The sequence below is a fragment of the Nonomuraea sp. KM88 genome (assembly GCF_052245635.1).
Taxonomy (GTDB): domain Bacteria; phylum Actinomycetota; class Actinomycetes; order Streptosporangiales; family Streptosporangiaceae; genus Nonomuraea.
The window spans coordinates 188,056-208,512 of sequence record NZ_JBQQCC010000009.1; the positions used below are offsets into that span (position 1 = coordinate 188,056).

20 protein-coding genes are annotated in these 20,457 nt (G+C 71.2%); 8 read left to right on the forward strand and 12 right to left on the reverse strand.

Annotated elements, in window-relative coordinates; all coding sequences use genetic code 11:
* Positions 1–13: 13 nt before the first annotated feature.
* From ACTWPV_RS26440 to ACTWPV_RS26465, 6 genes are read left to right on the forward strand one after another with little or no spacing between them, the layout of a single operon-like run.
* A complete protein-coding gene (locus ACTWPV_RS26440; RefSeq protein ID WP_443153833.1) occupies positions 14–1,630 on the forward strand; it encodes an ABC transporter substrate-binding protein in 1,617 nt (538 codons plus the stop codon).
* Entirely contained in the window at positions 1,627–2,565 is a 939-nt protein-coding gene (locus tag ACTWPV_RS26445; protein WP_443153834.1) for an ABC transporter permease, read from the forward strand. Before ACTWPV_RS26440 ends, ACTWPV_RS26445 begins: the two co-directional genes overlap by 4 nt.
* Entirely contained in the window at positions 2,558–4,441 is a 1,884-nt protein-coding gene (locus tag ACTWPV_RS26450; protein ID WP_443153835.1) for a dipeptide/oligopeptide/nickel ABC transporter permease/ATP-binding protein, read from the forward strand. The genes ACTWPV_RS26445 and ACTWPV_RS26450 overlap by 8 nt, the downstream gene beginning before the upstream one ends.
* Positions 4,431–5,414 carry an ABC transporter ATP-binding protein gene (locus ACTWPV_RS26455; protein ID WP_443153836.1) on the forward strand — a complete coding sequence of 328 codons (984 nt, stop codon included), beginning with the start codon at positions 4,431–4,433 and terminating at the stop codon, positions 5,412–5,414. Before ACTWPV_RS26450 ends, ACTWPV_RS26455 begins: the two co-directional genes overlap by 11 nt.
* Before the next feature lie 14 nt (positions 5,415–5,428).
* Positions 5,429–6,652, forward strand: a complete 1,224-nt coding sequence (locus ACTWPV_RS26460) for an acyl-CoA dehydrogenase family protein (RefSeq protein WP_443153837.1) — start codon at positions 5,429–5,431, stop codon at positions 6,650–6,652.
* Positions 6,653–6,656: 4 nt separating this feature from the next.
* Positions 6,657–6,842, forward strand: coding sequence for a hypothetical protein (locus ACTWPV_RS26465; RefSeq protein ID WP_443153838.1), 186 nt, complete (start codon positions 6,657–6,659; stop codon positions 6,840–6,842).
* On the opposite strand, the gene ACTWPV_RS26470 is transcribed toward ACTWPV_RS26465, so the two are convergent.
* The gene (locus ACTWPV_RS26470) at positions 6,794–7,366 is read right to left on the reverse strand and encodes a DUF6879 family protein (protein WP_443153839.1); all 573 of its coding nucleotides are present in this window, start codon (positions 7,364–7,366) and stop codon (positions 6,794–6,796) included. The two genes, ACTWPV_RS26465 and ACTWPV_RS26470, sit on opposite strands and share 49 nt — an antisense overlap.
* A gap of 94 nt (positions 7,367–7,460) precedes the next feature.
* Between ACTWPV_RS26470 and ACTWPV_RS26475 the strand changes: the two genes are divergently transcribed.
* Entirely contained in the window at positions 7,461–8,027 is a 567-nt protein-coding gene (locus tag ACTWPV_RS26475; RefSeq protein WP_443153840.1) for a kinase, read from the forward strand.
* Here ACTWPV_RS26475 and ACTWPV_RS26480 read toward each other — a convergent pair.
* From ACTWPV_RS26480 to ACTWPV_RS26505, 6 genes are all read right to left on the reverse strand, one after another.
* A complete protein-coding gene (locus tag ACTWPV_RS26480; protein WP_443153841.1) occupies positions 7,969–8,904 on the reverse strand; it encodes a DUF6891 domain-containing protein in 936 nt (311 codons plus the stop codon). The genes ACTWPV_RS26475 and ACTWPV_RS26480 overlap by 59 nt on opposite strands.
* 8 nt (positions 8,905–8,912) lie before the next feature.
* On the reverse strand, positions 8,913–9,710 hold the full coding sequence (locus tag ACTWPV_RS26485; protein WP_443153842.1) for a polyphosphate polymerase domain-containing protein: 798 nt from the start codon (positions 9,708–9,710) through the stop codon (positions 8,913–8,915).
* Positions 9,707–10,270: a DUF4956 domain-containing protein gene (locus ACTWPV_RS26490; protein ID WP_443153843.1), complete on the reverse strand. Its 564-nt coding sequence runs from the start codon at positions 10,268–10,270 to the stop codon at positions 9,707–9,709. The genes ACTWPV_RS26485 and ACTWPV_RS26490 overlap by 4 nt, the downstream gene beginning before the upstream one ends.
* A gap of 70 nt (positions 10,271–10,340) precedes the next feature.
* Positions 10,341–11,003, reverse strand: coding sequence for a response regulator transcription factor (locus tag ACTWPV_RS26495; RefSeq protein WP_443153844.1), 663 nt, complete (start codon positions 11,001–11,003; stop codon positions 10,341–10,343).
* Positions 11,000–12,397 (reverse strand): sensor histidine kinase, encoded by a 1,398-nt coding sequence (locus ACTWPV_RS26500; RefSeq protein ID WP_443153845.1) that lies wholly within the window; start codon positions 12,395–12,397, stop codon positions 11,000–11,002. Before ACTWPV_RS26500 ends, ACTWPV_RS26495 begins: the two co-directional genes overlap by 4 nt.
* Positions 12,398–12,409: 12 nt before the next feature.
* Positions 12,410–12,766 (reverse strand): hypothetical protein, encoded by a 357-nt coding sequence (locus ACTWPV_RS26505; protein WP_347643655.1) that lies wholly within the window; start codon positions 12,764–12,766, stop codon positions 12,410–12,412.
* Positions 12,767–12,902: 136 nt separating this feature from the next.
* Between ACTWPV_RS26505 and ACTWPV_RS26510 the strand changes: the two genes are divergently transcribed.
* The gene (locus ACTWPV_RS26510) at positions 12,903–13,685 is read left to right on the forward strand and encodes an SDR family oxidoreductase (protein ID WP_443153846.1); all 783 of its coding nucleotides are present in this window, start codon (positions 12,903–12,905) and stop codon (positions 13,683–13,685) included.
* Positions 13,686–13,796: 111 nt separating this feature from the next.
* Here ACTWPV_RS26510 and ACTWPV_RS26515 read toward each other — a convergent pair whose 3' ends face one another.
* From ACTWPV_RS26515 to ACTWPV_RS26535, 5 genes are all read right to left on the reverse strand, one after another.
* Positions 13,797–13,973: a hypothetical protein gene (locus ACTWPV_RS26515; protein ID WP_347643653.1), complete on the reverse strand. Its 177-nt coding sequence runs from the start codon at positions 13,971–13,973 to the stop codon at positions 13,797–13,799.
* Between the two features lie 110 nt (positions 13,974–14,083).
* Entirely contained in the window at positions 14,084–14,332 is a 249-nt protein-coding gene (locus tag ACTWPV_RS26520; RefSeq protein WP_443153847.1) for a hypothetical protein, read from the reverse strand.
* 21 nt (positions 14,333–14,353) lie between these two features.
* The gene (locus ACTWPV_RS26525; RefSeq protein ID WP_443153848.1) at positions 14,354–17,920 is read right to left on the reverse strand and encodes a WXG100-like domain-containing protein; all 3,567 of its coding nucleotides are present in this window, start codon (positions 17,918–17,920) and stop codon (positions 14,354–14,356) included.
* A gap of 3 nt (positions 17,921–17,923) precedes the next feature.
* The gene (locus ACTWPV_RS26530) at positions 17,924–18,208 is read right to left on the reverse strand and encodes a hypothetical protein (RefSeq protein ID WP_443153849.1); all 285 of its coding nucleotides are present in this window, start codon (positions 18,206–18,208) and stop codon (positions 17,924–17,926) included.
* Between the two features lie 309 nt (positions 18,209–18,517).
* Positions 18,518–20,026 carry an alpha/beta fold hydrolase gene (locus ACTWPV_RS26535; RefSeq protein WP_443153850.1) on the reverse strand — a complete coding sequence of 503 codons (1,509 nt, stop codon included), beginning with the start codon at positions 20,024–20,026 and terminating at the stop codon, positions 18,518–18,520.
* Between the last annotated feature and the right edge of the window lie 431 nt (positions 20,027–20,457).

The following is a 20,457-nucleotide window of genomic DNA, read 5'->3' on the forward strand; positions in this document are numbered from 1 at the left end:
GGAGGAGGCGCGGATGAAACGCTGGAGGACGCCGGCCACGTTGATGCTGGCAGCGGCGGTGATGCTGGCGTGCAGCGGGCAACGCCCCGTCGCCACCCCGCAGGCGGGCGCGTCCGGCCCCGCCCAGGGCGGGCGCCTGGTGTACGGGTTGAGCGCCGACACCAACGGGTTCAACCCCGTCACCGACCAGTTCGCCGGGCAGAGCTACAGCATGGCCGGCACGATCATCGAGACCCTGACGGCCGTCGACGCCAACGGCGACTGGAAACCGAACCTGGCCGAATCGCTCACCCCCAACGAGGCACACGACGAGTGGACGATCAAGATCAGGGAGGGGATCTCGTTCTCCGACGGCCTCCCTCTGACCGGTGACGTCGTCAGGGCCAACCTGGAGGCGCAGAAGGCATCCCCGCTCAACGCCGCCGTGCTGGCGCCGGTCAAGGCGATCGAGCCGGCCGGCCCGATGACGGTCAAGGTCGTGCTCAAGCAGCCATGGGTGGCCTTCCCCTACTACCTGGACGCCCAGGTCGGCATGATCGTGCCGCCCGCCTCGCTCGAGGACCCCAAGGCGGCCAGCCTGAAACCGGTGGGCACGGGCCCGTTCCTGTTCAAGGAGTACGTGCCGGACAACCGCATGGTCGTCACGCGCAACCCGCGCTACTGGCGGCAGGGCCTGCCCTACCTCGACGAGATCGAGTTCCGCATCCTGCCCGACAGCCAGACCCGCGCCCAGACGCTCGACGCCGGCGGCATCGACGCCATGGGCACCTCACGCGACGAGAACCTCACCAAGTACGCCGCCCAGAAGGGCGCCTACACCGTCCAGCGGTCGGAGGGCATGGCCGTGGCCGAGTACATGTTCATGCTCAACACCACCGTGCCCCCGCTGGACGACCTGCGCGTCCGCAAGGCGCTCGCCCACGCCACGGACCGCGAGACCGTCATCTCGACCCTGCGCGGCGGAATGACCGAGCCGGCCGACGGCCCGTGGACGAAGGACTCCAAGTGGTACGCCGAGGGCGGCGGCTACCCCGCGTACGACCCGGCCAAGGCGGCGGCGCTGGTCAAGGAGGTGGAGGCCGAGAAGGGCCCCATCCGCTTCGAGATGATCTCCACGCCCGACCCGAACACCATGCAGGGCATCGAGCTGGCCCAGGACATGTGGCGCAAGGCCGGCATCGAGGTCACCATCAAGCAGGCGGACCAGGCCGACCTGATCAACCGCGCCGTCACCGGCAACTTCGCGGCCACCGTGTGGACCCAGTTCTCCTCCCCCGACCCCGACGGGGAGTACATCTGGATGCACCAGGCCTACTCCCAGCCCGTCGGCAAGGTGTCGCTCAATTTCTCCCGCTTCAAGGACAAGCAGCTCAGCGACGCCTTCGACGTCGGACGCACCGACCCGGACGAGGCCGCGCGCAAGAAGGCGTACGCGACCGTGCAGCGGCGGCTGCGCGAGCTGGTGCCGTACGTGTTCGTCGACCACCTGAACACCGGGGCCATCGTGGCGCGCACGAAGGTGCACGGCATCGGCGAGCACCGGCTGCCCGACGGCGAGCCGGGCCTGCCGCTGACCGGGTCGCCCATCCCCTACCACCCGTTCGCGCAGCTCTGGGTCGACGCGCAGTGATCGTCGTCCACCGGCTGGTCCGGCTCGCCGTCGTCCTGCTCGTCGTGACCTTCCTGTCGTACGCGCTGCTCGACCTGCTGCCCGGCGACCCGGTCACGCAGATCCTCGGCCTGTCGGCGACCGAGGAGGCCCGCGCGCAGGTCCGCCAGGACCTCGGGCTGGACCAGCCGCTGCTGGTGCGCTATCTCGGCTGGCTCGGCGGGCTCGTCACCGGCGACTTCGGCGAGTCGTACATCACCCGGATGCCCGTCGCGAGCGAGCTGGCCGAGCGGCTGCCCGTCACCCTGGAGCTGCTGGTCGCGGCGCAGGTCATCGCGCTGGGCCTGGCGATCCCCGTGGGCGTGGCCGCCGCCCGCCGCGCCGGCCGGGCTCTCGACCAGGTGCTCACCGCGCTCAGCTTCGCGCTGCTGTCGACCCCGGTCTTCGTGCTGGGCGTGCTGCTCATCCTGGTCTTCGCCGTCACCTGGCAGGTCGTGCCGGCGACCGGCTGGACCCCGATCTCGCTCGACCTGGGCTGGAACCTGACGTCGGTGATCCTGCCGGCGATCACGCTCGGGTGCGGGCAGCTCGCCGTCTACGCGCGGCTGCTGCGCACGGACCTGATCGCCACCCTCCAGGAGGACTACATCACGCTGGCCCGCGCGCGCGGCCTGTCGCCGCGCCGCATCCTGTGGCGGCACGCGCTGCGCCCGTCGGCCATCTCCCTGATCACCGCGGTCGGGCTCAACCTGGGCGCGCTCATCGGCGGCACAGTGATCATCGAGACCCTCTTCGGCCTGCCCGGCGTCGGGCGGCTCATCGTCGACTCCATCTTTTCCCGCGACTACCTGACGGTTCAGGGAGGCGTCGTGCTGATCTCGGTCGGCTACGTGGCGGTCAACTTCGCGGTGGACCTGGTGTACGCCGCCGTCGATCCCAGGATCCGGCGTGCGTAGCCGGTTGGGGCGCGGGTTGGGGCGCCGGTTGGGGTGGGGGTTCTGGGCCGCCGCCGGCTGGATCGGGCTGGTGCTGCTGGCCGCCGTCCTGGCCGACGTGCTGCCGCTGGCCCGCTACGACGAGACGCTGGCCGGGCCGCCGCGCTCGGGTCCCGGCGCCGCGCACCCGTTCGGCACCGACGGCCTCGGCCGTGACGTGCTCAGCAGGGTCGTGCACGGCGCCCGCGTCTCGCTCGGCGTGGGCGTCGGGGCGGTGCTGCTGGGCCTCGGCATCGGCGCGCCGCTCGGCATCCTGGCCGGCTACCGCCGCCGCGCCACCGACGCGGTCATCATGGCGGTCAACGACGTGGCGCAGGCCTTCCCCGCGCTGGTGTTCGCGCTGGCCGTGGTGGCCTTCGCCGGGGCGAACCTGCGCAACGTGCTCATCGTGCTCGGCGTGCTCGGCGTGCCGTCCTGGGTCAGGCTCCTCAGGGGCGCCACGCTGAGCTACGCCGAGCGCGAGTTCGTGCTGGCCGCCCGCGTGCTCGGCACCCGCGACCGGCGCATCCTGTGGCGGGAGATCGTGCCGAACGTGGCCGTGCCCGCGGCGTCGTACGCGTTCATCGGGATGGCCGTGGTCGTCGTCGCCGAGGGCAGCCTCGCCTTCCTCGGCCTGTCCGTCCAGGCGCCCACCCCCACCTGGGGCGGGCTGATCAACGAGGGCCGCACGTTGCTGGACAGCGCGCCGCACGTGGTGCTGGCGCCCTCGCTGGTGATGTTCCTGACCGTGCTCTCGTTCAACCTGGTGGGCGACCGGCTCAGGTCGCTGACGGACGTGCGGGAGAGCGGCCTGGAGCCGGTCCGCCAGGCCGCCCCCGCCCCTGCCGAGGAGCACGAGGTCCGAGCCGACTGCCTGCTGCAGGCCGAGGACCTGCGTACGCACTTCGTCACCCCGCGCGGCGTCGTCAAGGCCGTGGACGGCGTCTCCTTCACCCTGCGCCGCGGCCGGACGCTGGCCATCGTCGGCGAGTCGGGCTCCGGCAAGTCGATGTTGATCCGCTCGATCCTGGGCCTGCTGCCCGGCTCGTCCGTCAGGAGCGGCCACGTCTACCTGTCGGGCGACGACCTGACCGGCCACAGTCCCGCCCGGATGCGCTCGGTGCTGGGGCGGCGGCTCGGGACCGTGTTCCAGGACCCGATGACGGCGCTGAACCCCGTACGCACGATCGGCACCCAGGTGACCGAGCCGCTGCGGGTGCATCTCGGCATGAACCGCCGGCAGGCCCGCGCCGACGCCGCGCGGCTGCTGGCCTCCGTCGGCATCCCCGACCCCGAGCGCACGCTGCGCCGCTACCCGCACCAGCTGTCCGGCGGGATGCGGCAGCGGGTGACGATCGCGATGGCGCTGTCGTGCGGGCCGGACGTGCTGTTCGCCGACGAGCCGACGACCGCGCTCGACGTCACCATCCAGGACCAGGTGCTGCGGCTGCTGCACCGGCTGCGCGAGGAGCGGGACATGGCGGTGGTGCTGGTCAGCCACGACCTGTCGGTGGTGGCCCGGTGGGCGGACGAGGTGATCGTGATGTACGCGGGCAAGGTCGTGGAGCGGGGCCCGGCGGCGGAGGTGTTCGCCCGGCCCCGGATGCCGTACACGGAGGCGCTGCTGCAGGCCGCGCCCAAGCTGACGGACCCGGTGCACCACCGGCTGCGCGTCATCCCCGGCCGGCCGCCCGACCTGGTGGACCTGCCGCGCGGGTGCGCCTTCCAGCCGCGCTGCCCGTACGCGCGGGACCGCTGCGCGAAGGAGGCGCCGCCGCTGACCGGCTCCTACGCCTGCTGGTACCCGCGCGAGCACGCGCAGGCTCTGAGGGAAGGGGCGGACAGCGGTGGCCGGTAGCGGAAACGCGCACCTGCGTCCCCGTGACGAGGTGCTGCTGCGGGTGGAGGATCTGGTCGTGGAGTTCCCCGCCGGGCGCGGCCGTACGGTGCGGGCGGTCTCCGGCGTGAGCTTCGACCTGGCGCGGGGCGAGACGCTCGGGATCGTCGGCGAGTCCGGCTGCGGCAAGTCGAGCGCCGCCAGGGCGCTGGTCCAGCTCCCGCCGCCGCGGTCCGGGTCCGTCCGGCTCGACGGGCAGGAGCTGACCGCGCTGCGCGGCGAGGCGCTGCGCAGGACCCGCCGCCGCCTCCAGATGATCTTCCAGGACCCCATCTCGTCCCTGAACCCGCGCCGCCGCGTCCGCGAGATCGTCGGGGAGGGCCCCCGCGTGTGGGGCCTGCCCGGCGACCGGGTGGACGAGGTCCTGGAGGCGGTCGGCCTCGATCCGAGAGCGGCGGCGGTACGCAGGCCGCACGAGTTCTCCGGCGGCCAGTGCCAGCGCATCTCCATCGCCAGGGCGCTCATCCTCGATCCCGAGGTGATGATCTGCGACGAGCCCGTGTCGGCGCTGGACGTCTCGGTGCAGGCGCAGATCCTCGGCCTGCTGGAGGATCTCAAGGACCGCTACCGGCTCACGCTCGTGTTCATCGCCCACGACCTGGCCGTGGTGAAGAACGTCAGCGACCGCATCATGGTGATGTACCTGGGCAAGGTGTGCGAGCTCGCGCCGAGCGCCGCGCTGATCTCCCGGCCCGCCCATCCGTACACGAGAGCCCTCATCGCCTCCATCCCGGGCGGCGGCCTGGACCTCCCGCCGGCCGACACCCTGATCAGCGGCGAACCGCCGTCGCCCGTCGACCCGCCGAGCGGGTGCCGGTTCCGTACGCGATGCCCGCGCGCGTCCGCCAGGTGCGCCGAGGAGGAGCCCCGGATCCGGCGGGTCGGTGCCGATCACTGGCTCGCCTGCCACCACCCGACCGACTCACCTGACTGACCACGAGGAGCAGCATGGCCATCGACTTCACCCTCGCCCCCGAGCACGAGGAGATCCGCAAGCGGGTCCGCGCCTTCATCCAGGGCACCGTCGCGCCCGCCATGGAGGAGCTGGAGGAGGGCGACCGCGACGCCTACCTCCGCACGATCTTCCACCTGCGCTCCCTGGCCAAGGCCGAGGGGCTGTGGCTGCCGCACATGCCGAAGGAGTGGGGCGGCATGGGCCTCGGCCACGTCGAGCTGGCCATGGTGCAGTCGGAGGCGGCCAAGACCCGCATCGGCCCGTGGGTGCTCAACTGCCAGGCCCCCGACGAGGGCAACATGCACACGCTGCTGCACTGGGCGAGCGACGAGCAGAAGGAGAAGTACCTCCGGCCCCTCCTGGAGGGCACCAAGATGTCGTGCTTCGCCATGACGGAGCCGGAGGTCGCGGGCTCCGACCCCACCCTGATCCGGACGACCGCCGTACGCGACGGCGACGAGTGGGTGATCAACGGCCACAAGTGGTTCATCTCCAACGCCCGCCGGGCCAACTTCGCCATCCTCATCGCGAGGACCGAGCAGGACGTGCCCGAGGGCTCGCGGGGCGCCAACACCGCCTTCCTCGTCGACCTGCCCGATCCCGGCTGGAACGACGTGCGCGAGGTCGAGACGATGCACGGCTCGACCGGCCACAGCGAGATCGTCATCGAGGACCTGCGGCTTCCCGGCAGCCAGATCCTCGGCGGCCGGGGCAACGGCCACCGCCTCGGCCAGTACCGCCTGGGCCCGGCCAGGCTCGCCCACTGCATGCGCTGGATCTCGCAGGCGGAGACGGCCCTCGACATGATGGTCGGCCGCGCGCTCACCCGCTACAGCCACGGCTCCCTGCTGGCCGAGAAGCAGGGCGTCCAGTGGCTCATAGCCGACTCGGCCATGGAGGTCTACCAGTGCAAGCTCATGGTGCTGCACGCCGCCTCGAAGATCGACAAGGGCGAGGACTTCCGCACGGAGGTCTCGATGGCCAAGCACTTCGTCGCGAACAGCCTCAACCGCATCATCGACCGGGCCATCCAGGTGCACGGGGCCCTCGGCTACTCGACGGACACGCCGCTGGCGCACATGTTCCAGCACGCCCGCTGGGCCCGCTTCGCCGACGGCGCCGACGAGATCCACCAGATGCGCATCGCCGAACGCACCATCGCCGCCTACCAGGCCACCGGCTCCACCGCCTCCGCCACCGGCGACCTGCCCCTATGACCCCATGAGGAGATCACGGGCCCTGATCCTGGACGCATACCTGGTCGCCTACCGGCTCATCAAGGGAAGGGCACGGGAGCGAGAAAGGGCGCGCCTGCTCTTCGACGAGGTGCTCGCCGACGAGACGCCCGGAGCCGCCGGTCAGGAGGGCACCCGCGGTGCGGTGAGCGGGAGGATCTCGCGCTCGTAATAGCCGTCGAGGTCTTCCCCCGCGGCGAACAGCTTGTCCAGATCGCCCCGGCAGGCGGCGATCACCTCCTGGTCGTCGATCCGCCGGGCGCCGCTGTGCAGGCCCAGGGCGTCGTACGTCACCTCGTACATCACCGAGGTCCCCAGCACCACCAGCTCGGGCAGCCGCCGGTCGATCTCCAGGTCGGCCACCTGCTGGGCGGCGAGCACCCGCACCTCCTCGCGCGAGGCGCCCCGCGACGCCAGCACGTGCATCTCCCAGCGCAGGTAGGAGGTGACGCACGGCTCGACGATCCGCAGCCGCCTGCGGGCGAACCCTCCGGCCCGCCCGTCGCCGGCCAGCTTGAGCGACCGCTCCCAGTCGCCCTCCACCAGCGGGCCCGGCGTTACGGCCGCGTCGAAGCTCTGCACCCGCTGGAGTTTCCACACCACGTCGTCCGTACAGCGGTAGCTCGGCCAGAAGTCGTCGAGATAGTCGTCGGCGCCCAGCGAGACGGCCGGTATCTCGTGGATGCGCTCGAGCATGGAGACTTCCCTCGTGGCCGGCCGTCGCTGCAGGTCGTTACGGTGCCTATCACCGGCCAGGCCCCGGATAAACGGATGCGGCTAGCCTGGTGCGGTGCGTACGTGCTCGGACGAGACGCGGCTGATCGTGCTGCGCGGCAACTCCGGCTCGGGCAAGACGACGGTCGCGCGGGCCGTCCGCGACGCCTACGGCCGGCGCGGCCTGGCCATCGTCAGCCAGGACGTGCTGCGCCGCGAGATCCTGCGCGAGCTCGACGAACCCGGCGGCGTCAACATCGGCCTCATCGACACCGTCACCCGCTACGCCCTCGGCCACGGCCACCACGTCGTCCTGGAGGGCATCCTCACCGCAGCCCGCTATGGCGACATGCTCACCGCGCTGCGCCGCGACCATCCGGGCCGCAGCCATTTCTTCTATCTCGACGTCTCCTTCGAGGAGACCCTGCGCCGCCACGCCACCCGCCCCCAGAGCAGGGAGTTCGGGGCCGACATGATGCGCGGCTGGTACGTCGAACGCGACCTGCTCCCCGGCGCCGGCGAGATCGTCATCGACCAGGCCAGCTCGCTGGAGGAAACGGTCAGGCGCATCGTGTCGCGGACGTTCACCACGGCACCGTCTTCGCCTCCCGCAGATCCGCCAGGGTGGTCCGCCCGTTCCTGACGTGGACCGTGATCAGCTCCAGCGCCTCGTCAACGGTCACGTGCCGCCCGTGGGAGCACCGCGCCTGGGGATCGGGCGACTCGGCCCACAGCCGCATCCCCGGCTCCCACGCGAGCTGCAGGGTGGGCCCCGACCGCCCGCGGTAGCAGACGAAGTTGCCGTCGTGCGGGGTCAGCCAGAGCAGCAGGTCGCGGCATTCCTGCGCCGACATGGTCAGGGGCTCGTCGCGCCAGATCGAGGTGTAGTCGCAGAAGGTGACCGGCACGGTGGGCTGGGCGGGTGCCCGCTCCGCCCCCGGGTGGCCGGCCAGTGGCCCGAAGCGCCGCCGCTGCCAGTCGAGCGGCACGTGGACGCGCTGCCGGACGTCGCCGTCCCATTCGGGCTCCAGCCCGCGGCGCCGGCAGGCGGCCACGATCTCCGCGCCGATCTCGGCGGCGTCACCGTCGCCGGTGGCCCCGTAGGCGAGCATGACGCCGCCGCCCCCGGCCGCGGCCTGGGCGTCCTGGCGGTGGTAGAAGGTGTAGCCGCGCATGCCGGGGAGCTCGGCGAGCTCGCCGCCGAGCTCCGTGCGCCCGCAGTTGAGGCAGTCGGTGTAGCTCTCGCGCGGCAGGATGCCGGCCAGCGCGAGGTCGATCATGGCCATGCTGAGCCGGTCGCACGCGGTGACCTCCGGCCAGGTGTCCTGCGCCGTGAGGTGCCCGGCGAACTCGCGCCCGGCGATCTCCTCGGCCGCGCGCACGAAGAGGTCGTGGTCGTCCGTTTCCTGCTCCCACACGTCCAGGGCGCCACGGATCACCTGCTCGAACGTGCTGCGCCCGATTGCCACCTCTGTGCGGATATGGGCGGTGAGCACCTTTCGCATCAACTCGTCATCCATGGCGATCACTATGCCACCTGGCTGAGACAGGAAAGATCCTCCTGGGGCGCGAGATAGCGCCGCACCACCGGACGCCAGCGGTTGCCGCCCGGCAGGTCCCGCAGCGCCGCCATCCCGATGCAGTATTTGCTCACGCTCACCGGCCGCACCCCCATCCCGCGTAACACCCTGTCGACCAGCGCCCTGCCGTCAGCCGACTTCGACTCCAGCAGCACCAGGTCGCGCCGGGCGGGCACGTGCCGGCGCCCGTCGTGGCAGAGCAGGCCCGTGTCGCAGGTGAGCCGGGCCGCGCCCGCCCGGTCGATGAGCGTCACCCGCCGGTAGTCGGTGGACAACACCGGTGCGAGCCCGGCGGGCGGGGCGAGGCGCAGCTCCCCGACCAGCGTGTTGTGCACGAAGTCGCGCGCCTCATGGGTGAGGACGTGCGCGGGCACGCCGTCGTACGGGATGCGGTGCTTGTCGGTGCTGCCGCGCGCTCCGCTGAGCTTGAGCTCCAGCCACCGCCCGCCGCCGTCCAGGTAGGTACGGGTACGGAGCTTGAACCTGCGCCGCCTCCCCTGGCGGTGCTGGCGGAAGGTGAGCAGGTCGGGGGTGTCGAAGTAGGTGGAGGTGTAGCGGAACTGCCGTCGCCCGCCGATCCGCAGCACGGAGAACCGGTCCCCCAGCTCCCCCGCCAGCCGGGCCATGGTCGCGCCCGTCACGAGATACTTGTTGTCCACCCGGCTCATCAGCTCGGGCACGTCGGCCAGCCCGACCGGCCTGGCGGCCGCGGCCACCCCGGCGAGCAGCACGTCCGCGTCCGTCATCGCGGCGCCCCCGTCGCCTTGGGCGCCGTGACCGCGTACCGCACGTCGACCACGGTCACGTCACGCACGTAGTCGACCTGGGTGACCACGTGGTGCAGCACCCGCGCGCGCAGCCGGCTCTCCAGGTCGGCGCGGAGCAGGTCGGGGTCGGCGTGGACGACGTCCAGCGTCACGACCTGCTGCCGGGTGCGGCCGAGCAGCCGCGGATGGTCGGCGACGTACATGATCGCCAGCAGCACGCCGTTGAGCAGCAGCGCGGTCAGCGGCCACGCCCCGGCCAGGCCGTTGACCAGCCCCAGCACGATCGCGATGAAGTAATAGGCGATCTCCTGCTGGGTGATCTCGCTGGACCGCAGCCGGATGATCGACAACACCCCGAACAGCCCGAACCCGACCGCGATGTCGACCCGCTGGACGAGCAGCAGCGACACCACGGCGAAAATGCCCACATTGAGCGCGACGTAGGCGAACAGCAGGTCGCGCCGGTGGTGCCGCCGATAGTAGAGCCCGTACGCCAGCGCGACGATCGCCGCGATGTCCATCACCAGCCCGGTTGCCACGTTTTCTCCCTCTGTAGTGCCGTTGATGAACAGCCTCTACGTACGGGGTGAAGCAACCGTGAGGTGATGATTAGGCCACTCTCATCCGGTAGCCGGTGCCGCGGACGGTCTCGATGCGCTCGGCGCCGATCTTGCGTCGCAGATAGCGTACGTACACGTCCACGACGTTGGAGCCCGGGTCGAAGTCGAAGCCCCACACGTGGCTGAGCAGCTGCTCGCGGGTCAGCACCTGGTCGGGATGGCGACAGAAGATCTCCGCCAGCGCGAACTCCCTGGCCGACAGGTCGACCGCGCGCTCCCCCACGTACGCCCGCCGCGTGCGCAGGTCGAGCGACAGGTCCGAGACCCGCAACACGGTCACCTCGGGCGTGCGCTCCGCGCGCAGCCGCAGCCGCACCCTGGCCAGGAGCTCCTCGAAGGCGAAGGGTTTGGCGATGTAGTCGTCGGCGCCGCCCTCCAGTCCCGCCACGGTGTCGCTCACGCTGTCGCGAGCGGTCAGGATGATCACGGGCATGGTGACCCGCGACTCGCGCAGCCGCCGCAACACCGTGAACCCGTCGCTCAGCGGCAGCCCGATGTCGAGGATGAGCAGGTCGAACCCGCCCGCGCAGGCCAGGTCGTACGCGGCGACCCCGTCGCCGACCACGGCGGTCACGAAGCCGTTGGCCCGCAGCCCCTTCTCCACGAAGGAGGCGATCCTGGACTCGTCCTCGGCGATCAGAATGCGGTTCACCACTGCCTCCACACCTGCCGCAGCGGCAGGGTCATGACAAAACGGGCTCCTCCGCCCGGAGCCTCGGTCACTTTCACGTCGCCCCCATGGGCCTCGGCGATGGATTGGACGATGGCCAGCCCCAGGCCGGCCCCGTCGTGGGCGCCGGTGCGGCCCGTGCCGCGCACGAACCGCCCGAAGATGCGTTCGCGATCGGCGGGCGGCACGCCGGGGCCGCTGTCGCGTACCCACAGCTCCACCTGCCGGTCGCGGACGGCGGAGCCGACGGCGATCAGGTCGCCTTCGGTGGTGTGGCGCACGGCGTTGGCCGCCAGCTGCATGAGCGCCTGCGTGAGCCGCTGCCGGTCGGCCGGGAGCCGCGCCTCGGCCACCTCGTCGACCCGCCACCGGCGTTCGCCGAGCGCGCGGGCCTTGGCGACCACGCTGACCGTCAGGTCGGCCAGCTCGACGTCGTCGACCGTGAGGAATCCCGGCTGCTCGGCCTTGGCGAGGGTGAGCAGGTCGTCGACGATGCGGTGCATGCGGTCGAGCTCGTCGGTGACCAGGGCGATGGTCTCGGCGCGGTCGGCGGGGTCGTCGCCCATGAGCTCCAGGTGGCCGCGGATGACGGTGATCGGGGTGCGCAGCTCGTGGCCGGCGTCGTCCAGGAAGCGCCGCTGCCCGACGAACGCGCGCTCCAGCCGGTCGAGCATGTGGTTGAAGGTCGCGGCCAGCGCGGCCACGTCGTCGTTGCCGGGCACGTCGAGCCGGCGCGTGAGGTCGGTGGAGTCGCTGATCTGCTCCGCGGTCTGCCTGACCAGCCGGACCGGGGCGAGCACGCGCCCGGCCACGAGCCAGCCGGCGCCGCCCGACAGCGCCATCGCGGCCAGCGCGGACAGCCCGAGCGTGCTCACCGCCTCGACGATCTCGTCCCGGTGCCGCTCGTAGAAGATCGCCACGACGAAGTGGCCCCGGCGGGGGTCGCCCTGCACGCGCACCGGGATCACGGCGTACTTGACCGGGCCCTGCTCGCTCTCGACCGTGCCGCGCTCGGCCTCGGTGGCCTCGGCCATGTCGGCGACCAGTTCGGCGTCGGTGTCGATGCGTACGGGCGGCGGGATGGCGGTGACCTTGTGCGCCTCGCCGTCGACGATGCTGAAGAAGGTCTCCCACCGGTCGGGCGTGTTGACCGACAGGTATCCGTCGAGCAGGTCTTCGAGCGCGGTGAACGAGTGGCCGGTCTTCGGGTGGACGTAGGCGCGCAGCTTGTCCACCTCGTTGCTGATCTCGAGATTGATCCGGCTGTCGAGCCGGGCGAGCAGGACGGACCAGGTCGCGAAGATCGACACTGACAGGGCGAGACCGACGACGGCGAGCATCCAGCCCACGATCCGGGCACGGGCGCTCACCCGCATGCGACCTCCCCGTCAGTCGTCGTCGTCATCGTCGTCGTCACCATCATCGTCGTCGTCGCCACCGCCCGGTCTCGGCGAGGGTGGCCTGACCGGCTCCGCCTTCGTCCTGCGCGGTGTGGGGCCGACGCTGTGGCGGGGACCGGGGCTCGTGGACGGCGAGCCGGAGACGGCGGGCTCGGAGGTCTGCTGGCCGCTCGGGCTGGGATCGGACGTCCGGGGATCGTACGTGCTGTGCCCGTCCGGTGAGGGCGTCACCACGACGGGCCCGCCCAGATCGGGCTCCTCGGCCGCCTGCACCAGCCCCACCGACATGAATCCCGCCACGGCCGCCGCCAGGACGAGGAGGATCACGGTTCCCCGCTGCTTCATGGGGTCGAGCCTGACGCCCTTCGAGGAGACCACGCTGAGGTGCAGATGAGAGAACTCTCATCTGGGGGCAGCGCCGACGCAGTAGAATGTTGTTCTGTTACCGGTCGATCGTCTCAGGCTTTCAGGAGGAGCACGGATGCGCGCAGAGGGCAAGGTCGTCGTCGTCACGGGCGCGGCCGGCGGGATCGGCCGGGCGATGGCCCGCAGGTTCGCCGCTGAGGGGGCGGCGGGCGTGGTGGTCGCCGACCTCGACGCCGCCGGAGCGAGCGCGGTGGCCAAGGAGATCGGCGACCGGGCCGCCGCCGTACGCGTGGACGTGTCGTCCGAGCAGGAGGTCGCCGCGCTCGTCGACACCCCGTTCGGCCCCGTCGACCTGTTCTGCTCCAACGCCGGCGTCATCGACGGCCACGGCCTGGACGCCTCCGACCAGGACTGGAACCGCCTCTACACGGTCAACGTGCTGGCCCACGTCTACGCCGCCCGCGCCGCCGTGCCCTCCATGATCGCCCGCGGCGGGGGCTACCTGCTCAACACCTGCTCGGCGGCCGGGCTGATCAGCTGCCCCGGCGACGCGCCGTACGCGGTGACGAAGGCGGCGGCGATCGCGTTCGCCGAATGGCTGGCCATCCACTACGCCACCCAGGGCATCGGGGTCAGCGTGTTGTGCCCGCAAGGAGTGCGTACGGCGATGCTGGAGCAGGGCCTGGCGGACGACCACCTGACCGCCCGGGCCGTCAGCGCCTCCGCGCCCGTTCTTGACGCGGAGGACGTGGCAGGAGCGGTGATCGAGGGCCTGGCGGCGGAACGGTTCCACATATTTCCTCATCCGGAGGTGGCCGAGTACGTCCGCCGCAAGGCCGAGGACCCCGATCGGTGGCTCACCGGGATGTCCCGCTTCGTCGACTCACTCACGACCTGAAGCGACCGCCCGCCCTCGGACCGCACCGCGCTCGCCGGCCCCCGGATCGGCGGCGCGGCGACGGCCTCCGGCGGCACGGCCCGCGGCAGGCCCTCTCGCTAGACCGGCTCGCTAGACCGGGCAGCTGGGGCCGAGCCGCTGCCAGGGCGAGCAGTTGTCGGCGGAGGACGAGCAGCACAACCTCCTGTGCCAGCCGTTCGTGAAGCACTTGTACTGGTACGCGCACACGGCCGCCGCCTTCTCCTCCGGAAGTACCAGCTCCAGAGCCCTGTCGATGATCACTCTCACGTCCTGCCTCCTCGTAGCGCCTGCCTGCTGACGGTTGTGGCGATTATCGGGAGGGGCACTCGCCGCCGGTTAGCGCGGCGATAGCGCGGCGCGCGAGGCAAGGCACGGGCCTACCCGCCGGCGTCCTGCTCGTAGGCGGCCAACGCCGGCTCGCCGCCTTCGCGCAGCTCGAAGAGCACGCCGCGGTCCCCCGGATAGCCCTGCCGGTGGTCGAAACCGCCGAAATAGATCTGGTCCGGCACACCGCCGGGAAACGCCTCGCAGAACGGCAGGACCCGGTCGGCCGACGTCGTCCCCGCCGGGTTGGCCCGCTTCCTGATCCGGGAACACGCGTCGCAGATGGCCGGCCGTAGCCGCATGTCCTCCCCCTCCTGTCTTCCCTATGGCGGTTCGTAGTCGGGGTTGTCGTGCCACGGACCATATTCCGGCTCGGCCAGATGGTTGCCGACCGCTTCCTCGTTCAGCATCACCCGGAATCTCCGCACGTGCTTGAAGGGGAAACCTCCGGGGATGGCGACCTCCTGCTGGTGCCCGCCGTACAGCTCGCTGCCGACGGTCCTGTCCGCGTCGACGCCGCCCTCCAGGTCGAGCTCGTACTGGTATTTCCCGCGCCAGGGCATCACGGGATTGCGGCTGGTCGACACGAAGGCCCTGTTGCCCGCGCCGAGGTGCTGGTCGAGGTCGGCGTCGTGGATGTCCTTCGCCAGGAAACCGGTCTCCTTCAACTGGTCCGGGCCGCGGTTGTCCACCCGGTAGAGCGGCTCCCGCGTCTCCCGTATCACCACGTTGTCGACATGGTGTCCCAGGTTGGTGATGACGTATTCCGACAGGGCCTTCCACTGGTCGTCGGTCCTCGGAGGGGCGACCCGCCCGGCCGCGTACTCGTTCGGCGGGGCGTAACCGGTCGGCGAGATGCCCTTGGGGAAAAGGCTGAGGCCGAGCCGGTCCTTCACCCGCCCGCGCTGCTTGATGTCATCCTCCGTCCGCACCGCCATGTCCATGATGTGGGCCGGTATCCAGCGCTCGCCGAGGCGCGTGTCCCACACCGTGCGCTCGATGACGACGTCGGCGCGGACGGCTCCGATTCTCTTGTGCAGCGGCAGCCGCCCGTCAGCCGCCACCTCCACCTCGCGGCCGCGCCGGTCGTAATGGACCCCGCCCCGGACGCGATAGCCCCACACGCCATCGAGCAGGCCCGGCCCGTGGCCGGCGAACCACTCGGCGAGCTCCTCGCGGGCGTACGTCATGGCAGCGTCCTTGGCGGGTCCCGCGAAGTGCACGTCGCTCCTGTGCAGATCGGGCCGGGCCTTCTTGACGTGCTCCATCCCCGCTGCCCAGGCGGCGTCGACGGCGTCCGTCAAGGTGTCCCTCAGGTGACGGAGCGTCCGCTGGATCTGCCGCTGCACGAGCCGGTGGTCGTTGGGCAGCGCCGGATCGTTCAGCGGCGATACGAACTCGCCGCGGCGCGCCGCCGCCTCGGCCTTCTCCTCCGCCCTCCTCACGTGGCCGGCGGCGTCGGTGGACAGCGAGACCACGCCGGCGCCGGGCGAGGAAGGCTCCGCCACCGACGGGCGCGCGCCGGAACCCGCGCGATCGCCCTCCCCCGCCGTCCGGGCGCCCTCACCCTCCGGGTAGAGCTCCTCGTGCGTCCTGCCGAAATGGTTCCTCAGCGTCCCGTAGACGTAGTCGTGGCCCTTCCTGATGTCGCGCCATCGCGGATGATCCGGCGGTACCGCTCGCCCGTTCTCCTGGAACTCCCGCCAGGCGGCCAGGTCGTCGAGCCCGGCGGCGATGACCAGCTCCCGCTCCGAAGCCTTGCCCTCCTCCCAGCGAACCCACTGGTGGTTCCGCGCCGCGGCGGCACGGTCCTCCCCGATGTGGAAAGCCTCCAGCGCCACGTCCACCCAGAAGCCGTCGGCGTCGTTCGGCCGCGGGGAGAAGGCGTCCCGGGCATGCACCTCCTCCCGCTCCCGCGTACCGGACTCCGCGGGACCGCCTGGCCGGCTCGCCGCGTCACGGGACAGGCGCCGGTCGATCAGCCGGCCGATCGCCGTGGCCAGCGGGCGCGGCCGTTCGGCGTTGTGGAACTCGGTGAACGCCTCCGCGATCATCTCGTGCGGGTCGGCCGCCCCGATGCTCGACAGGTGCCACTCGACCTCGGTCCTGATCGCCGGGTCGTCGTGGAAGTCCCCCGCGTCGTACCGCATGCGCAGCACCCGCGACACGGCCCGGTCGAGTTCCGCGCGGAGGGCGGGGTCGCCCAGCAGGCCCTCGGCGAGCTGGTGACCGTACTCGTGGTGGACGATGCCTTCGACCGTGCCCCCGCCGGGCACCGTACGGCCGGTTTCCTCGTCCCGCGCCGCACGCGCCACCACGCCGGCGGGGTCGGCGAACTGCCGCCGGTTGATATAGACACCCCGGCGTTCCCCGCTGGTGACGGCCACGGCCGGCTGCGTGTCCGCGCCAGGGATGTGGGCGAAATCCTCAGCGAAGTTCACGGCCCGGAAATGGCGGAACCCTTCGACCGGATAGCGCTCGGCCAGCCTTCGCACGGCCGCCGCACTCGCACGCGCCGCCTCCGGGTGCATGCCGTCGAGATCGACGCGGAGGCCGGTGCCAGGCAGGCGCTCGGCCGGCCGTTCCGCCTCCCGCCGCACCTCGCCCTCGTACGTCTGCTGCCCCGTTTCCCTCGCCACCGCGCCGGGTGCGGCTCCTGCACCAGGAACGTCGTGGGCCGCTGTCACCGGCTGAGCCGGCGCAGAGGGCGAAGCCGCGGGGGCGGAGGACGCGGTTGCGGAGGCCGTCGGGCTCCCGTGGGCCGGGCCCTGCTGAGCCGCGGGCGGGGAACCCGCGGGAGCTGGTTCGGCCGTCCGCGCCGGCGCACCCGACGACGGATCCGCAGAGGGAGCGGCATGGCCGGTGACCCCGGAAACCGGCGCGGCGGACAGGCCCGTGCCCCTGGGAGGCCCGGAAGGGGGTTCGGCGGCGGTCCCTGCCGGGCTGGGAAGGGACCCGGAAGCGGAACCGGCGGGCCCCGAAGAGCCGGTCGACGGCGCGGCGGGCGCCGGGCCGGCGTCGAACGGGGTGATCAGCTCGCGGATGTCCGTGGCCGTGCCGATGACGGATTGGGAGACGCCCGCACGAGCCATGTCCTCGAGCGAGACGGGCTGCCCCGTGATGAAGCCCATGACAGCGGCCGCCGCGGCGCCACCGGTGGCGCCGCTGAACGCGCTGTGGCCGGCGGATCGCAGCAGCAACATCCGGCCGGCGTCGGCGATGCCGGCCGCACCCGGCGTGCCCCTGCGGTTCAGGGCGCCCTGGGTGAGGCTCTGCACCACCGACTCCATGGCCTCCTGGAAACCCTCCATGGCGGCCTTGCCGAGATCGATCCGGCCGCGGTTGCCCTGGAACGCCTGTATGCCCTGGACCGCCATGGACAGACCGGCCCCCGTCGCGAAGTCGACGGCGGCGTACCGCACCATGGCCTGCAGCAGTTGCCGGTAGATGAGCGTGATCCGCATGCGCTGCTGGGCCAGCCGGGCCGCGACCGCAGCCGCGGTGATCCCGCCTGCCCAGAGCGCGGTCACGAGCCGCACGATCGACACGACCACCACGGCCAGGGTGGCGAGGATCATCATCTGGGCGTACTCGATCTCGGTGGCGGCGTCCTTGAACTGCGTGCCCATCGCCCGGCAGAGCTGTTCGAGCCGGGCGGCCGACTCGCGCAGCTCGGACGCGCGGCCCGAGAACGCAGCGGACGAGTCGCCCTTGTTGTGCGACATCGACTGGCCGAGGGCCTCGTCCAGGGCGGGAAGGAGCGCTTCTATGTCGTCCGCGGCGCGCAGCCACGCGTCGCCGAGGCGGCGCATGGCCTCCAGGTCGACATCCGGCCACTTGCAGCCGCCGAGCCATCCGGCTGCCCATTCGGCCCAGGCGGGGAACTCCATGGATCAGGCCTTCATGCCGCCGTCGGTATCCGCCGCGAGGCGACCCGTGGCCTCGACCTCGTCCGCGGTGCCCGACAGCTGCGTGACCACCTGGCCGAAAAGGTGCATCGCGACGTCGCTGTTGGGCTCGAGCGATTCGGCGAGCTGCCGGCCGGCCTCGTCGTTCCGCTCCCAGCCCTCGTTGGCGGCGATCTCCCCCGCCAGCATCGACCTGATCTCGTCGAGCTCCCCGGCCAGGGCGCGCAGCCGCGCGGCGTCGCCGGACAGCCCTTCAGGCTGCACTTCCATGCGCCTGACGTTCACATTCCGCCCTTTCTTGCGTGGGTTACGGCGCCGATGGCTGGATATCGGGTCAACTATCGGCGAAGTAATGTGAACGCAGTTTCGGATTGCGGCATCAGGCCATCGTACTGTCGCTGCGCCGCAGGGCAGAATGCATGAAAAAACTTCGAAACATGCCCCGCACCTTCGGCGGAAGCGCCTCCGGCAGACCGGCCCTTCAGCCCGCGGGAAGGTCATGCGGGAGACGACAACGAGCCGGCCGGGCAATGGTCGCATGGCGGCCGACGGCAGCCCGGCCGTCGGCCGCCCGCCGGTCTACTGCTGCTCGGCCTTGGCTGCGGGGTCCGGGTCCGCCGGGCAGCGGGTGCCCTTTGCGGGCACCTTCAGCGAGATCAGGTACTTGTCCATCGCCGCCGTGGTGCACTCGGTCATGCCGTAGATGCCGTGGCCCCAGCCCTCGTAGCTGAGCAGCGTGGCCTTGGAGCCGAGCTGGCGGGCCACGTTGGCCGACCACTTGTACGGCGTGGAGGGGTCATGCCTGGAGGCGCCCACCAGCAGCGGAGCGCTTCCGGTGTACCGAAGCCGGTGCTGCGGGTTGTTGACCGGGTGGCCCTGGCACCTCGGCATGTCGCCCATCGGCATCGGGTTGTACCGCATGTCCGGGGCCGCCGCGTTGGCGCCGCGCATCACATCGGCGTACTCGGTGTAGTCGCGGAGCTTGAGGTTGAAGTCCTCGCAGAGGATCGCGGTGGGGAATTCGGCGTGCTCACCGCTCACGGGCCCGTTGCCGGGAGGGTCCGGCATGTCATCTGGCACCGGCCCGCCCTCGAGGGCGCGCAGCGCCTTGGCCTCCAGCGGCCAGTCCGGTCCCTCGTTCATCACCACGCCCAGCCAGAGCAGGTTGTGGGCGCTCACCGGACGGTCGGAGACCCCCGGCCAGTACAGCTTGCCGCGATCCGCCTTCTTGAGCAGTCCCTTCCACAGCGCCCGGACGTCGCGCCCGTGCAGGACGCAGTCGGTGTCCCGCTCGCACCAGGCGACGAACTCGTCGAAGCCGTCCTGGATGGCGGCCGCCTCGCTCACCTGGAACGCCTTGGCGTTCAGGCTGTGGTCCATGTTGCTGTCCAGCACCATGGCCCGGATCCGGTTCGGGAACAGCTCGGCGTACATCTGCTGGGCCAGCGTGCCGTAGGAGACGCCGTACGAGGTCAGCTTGTCGTCGCCGAGCGCGGCGCGAATGGCGTCCATGTCACGGGCCACGTTGACCGAGTCGATGTGGTCGTACAGCGGGCCGGTGAGCTTGCGGCAGTCCGCGCGCAGCTTCTTGTTGAAGGCGATCCACCTGTCGTAGTCGGCCTGGCTGGTCATGACCTCGTACGGGATCTTGTTGTACAGAGAAGCCGAGCAGGTCACCGAACCGCTGCGGGCGACGCCCCGGGGGTCGTAGCTGACGATGTCGAACCGCCGCTGCACATCCTCGCTGAACCCGGAAGGGCGAAGGATGTCGTTAACGCCGGAGTTGCCTGGTCCGCCCGGGTTGGTCAGCAGGCTTCCGATCCGCGCGGAGGGGTCGGTGGCCTTGCGCCGGGCGAGGGTCAGGTCGACGGTGGGTCCTTTCGGCTTGGACCAGTCGATCGGGACGGTCAGCGTGCCGCACTCGACGGTGGGGGCTTCCTTGCACGGCGCCCAGGCGATGCCACGTTGTCCGACACTTCCCGCGGCTTTCCCTCCCGGGGCCGCCTCGTTGCCCGCCGCGCTTATCGTGACGGTGACAGCAGCCGCCGTCACCACGAAGGCGGCCAGCGTGGACAGTCCTCTCCGCACTTTGCTCCAATCGTCGATCGGCGGACCTGGCCGCGCACACGGAACACGACCGACCTCAACCTGGCGCATCCGCCAGCCGCACAGAGCGGAAACAGAGGCTCGCCGACATTCAGCCGCAGGCTATTGAGCTGGCCTTATACCGCTACAGCATCATTGGTGCCTGCCATTTCAGTCTTCTGACCATCGAATATAACAGGACATAATCCTCATTTCGTCCTCAATTTTGCCTCGCCCCCTTGCGACCGGCCTGACGTCGGCGACCGACCAAGATGGCCGGCAGCCCCGCAGGCGCGCCAGACATACGGCTCGCAGCCAGGCTCAGGCCGGCATGCACAGAGCCGTGTCGAGTGCCTTCTCGACGTGCTCGCGGGCGGGGTGGTGACGGCGATGGCGGCGGTGAGCGGGGAGACGCCGGTCCACCAGCGAGAACG